At 72.3% G+C, this 2,285-nt stretch carries 1 protein-coding gene and 1 pseudogene; both read left to right on the top strand.

Going from position 1 to position 2,285, the window contains the following annotated elements; genetic code table 11:
• Window positions 1–1,192 (top strand): annotated as a pseudogene (locus tag JHN63_RS50940) (N,N-dimethylformamidase beta subunit family domain-containing protein); the annotation flags it as partial.
• A 138-nt stretch (window positions 1,193–1,330) separates the two neighbouring features.
• The gene (locus tag JHN63_RS50935) at window positions 1,331–2,230 is read left to right on the top strand and encodes a phosphoribosylaminoimidazolesuccinocarboxamide synthase (protein ID WP_200691919.1); all 900 of its coding nucleotides are present in this window, start codon (window positions 1,331–1,333) and stop codon (window positions 2,228–2,230) included.
• Window positions 2,231–2,285: the final 55 nt, after the last annotated feature.

Raw genomic sequence — 2,285 nt, 5'->3', positions numbered from 1 at the left:
TCGACCCGCCCCAGGAGTTCGCCGTGGACGTCTACCGCATCGGCCACTACGGCGGTGACGGCGCCGCCAAGATCACCACCAGCCCCCGCCTCTCGGGCATCGTCCAGCCCCCGCCGCTCACCGCCGACCGCACGGTCTCCTGCCACCACTGGTGGCTGTCCTGGCGCCTCCAGATCCCGAGCTACTGGAGCATCGGCGCCTACGTGGCCGTCCTCACCACCGCCGACGGCTACCGCTCCCACATCCCCTTCACGGTCCGCGACAACCACCCCGCCGACCTGCTCCTCCTCCTGCCCGACATCACCTGGCAGGCCTACAACCTCTACCCGGAGGACGGCCACACCGGCGCGAGCCTCTACCACGCCTGGGACACCGACGGCCGACTGCTCGGCGAGTCCGAGGCCGCGACCACGGTCTCCTTCGACCGCCCGTACGCGGGCGCGGGCCTGCCCCTCCACGTGGGCCACGCCTACGACTTCATCCGCTGGGCCGAGCGCTACGGCTACGACCTCGCCTACGCCGACGCCCGCGACCTGCACTCCGGCCGCGTCGACCCCACCCGCTACCGGGGGTTGGTCTTCCCGGGCCACGACGAGTACTGGTCGACCCAGATGCGCCGTACCGTCGAGCGCGCCCGCGACCACGGCACGTCCCTCGTCTTCCTCTCTGCCAACACCATGTACTGGCAAGTGGAGTTGGGGCCCTCCCCGTCCGGCGTCCCCGACCGGCCTGCTCACCTGCCGCAAAGCGCCGGGGCCCGGGCAAGCCGGCGCTGTGGCGCGAAGTCGACCGCCCCGAGCAGCAGTTGGTGGGGATCCAGTACGCGGGCCGGGTGCCCGAGCCGCACTCCCTGATCGTCCGCAACGCCGACCACTGGCTGTGGGAGGCGACCGGCGCCGGCGAGGGCGACCCGATCGAGGGCCTGGTCGCGGGCGAGGCCGACCGGTACTTCCCGCGCACCCAGCTCCCCCCGCACGAGGAGCGCATCCTGGTCGCCCACTCCCCGTACGCGGACGGCGAGGGCGCCCTCCGCCACCAGGAGACCTCCCTGTACCGGGCGCCGTCCGGTTCCCTCGTCTTCGCCTCCGGCACCTTCGCCTGGTCACCGGCCCTGGACCGCCCCGGCCACGTGGACGCCCGTATCCAGCGCGCCACGGCCAACCTCCTGGACCGCATCTGCAAGCACGACTGACCCACACCTGCGAGCACGACTGACCCACACCTGCGCGGCCGGCCCACCCCCGCCCGCGAGGTCACCTCACCCCCCGTCCGGAGGCGCCCGCGCATACGGGACAATCGAGCCAGTTGGACAGACCCACTGGAGGAACCCGTGTCCGGATTCGTAGAAAAGCCCGAGCCGCTCCAGGTTCCGGGCCTGACGCACCTCCACACCGGCAAGGTGCGCGAGCTGTACCAGAACGAGGCGGGCGAGCTCGTGATGGTCGCCAGCGACCGCATCTCCGCGTACGACTGGGTGCTGCCCACCGAGATCCCCGACAAGGGCCGCGTCCTCACCCAGCTCTCCCTCTGGTGGTTCGACCAGCTCGCGGACCTGATCCCCAACCACGTCCTCGGCACCGACCTCCCGCCCGGCGCCCCCGCCGACTGGGCCGGCCGCACCCTCGTCTGCAAGTCCCTCCAGATGGTCCCGGTGGAGTGCGTGGCCCGCGGCTACCTCACCGGGTCCGGCCTGGTCGAGTACGACGCCTCCCGCACGGTCTGCGGCCTCGCCCTCCCCGAGGGCCTGGTCGACGGCAGCGAACTCCCCGCGCCGATCTTCACCCCGGCCACCAAGGCCGCCGTAGGGGAGCACGACGAGAACGTGTCGTACGAGGAGGTCGCGCGGCAGGTCGGCGCCGAGACCGCCGCGCAGCTGCGCCAGGCGACCCTCGCCGTCTACGGCCGGGCCCGGGACATCGCGCGCGACCGGGGCATCATCCTCGCGGACACCAAGTTCGAGTTCGGCTTCGAGGGCGAGACGCTGATCGCCGCCGACGAGGTGCTCACCCCGGACTCGTCCCGGTTCTGGCCGGCCGAGGAGTGGGAGCCGGGGCGCGCGCAGCCGTCGTACGACAAGCAGTTCGTGCGTGACTGGCTGACCGGGCCGGAGTCGGGCTGGGACCGCAAGAGCGAGCGGCCTCCGCCGCCGCTGCCGCAGCAGGTCGTGGGCGCGACCCGCGCGAAGTACATCGAGGCGTACGAGCGCCTGACCGGCCTGAACTGGGTCTAGGGGGTATGAAAAACCCCGGTCCACCCGGACCGGGGTTTTCGCTGGAGCGGACGAC

This window comes from Streptomyces sp. MBT65 (assembly GCF_016612545.1).
GTDB lineage: Bacteria > Actinomycetota > Actinomycetes > Streptomycetales > Streptomycetaceae > Streptomyces.
This window is presented reverse-complemented; position numbering and strand designations above follow the sequence as displayed.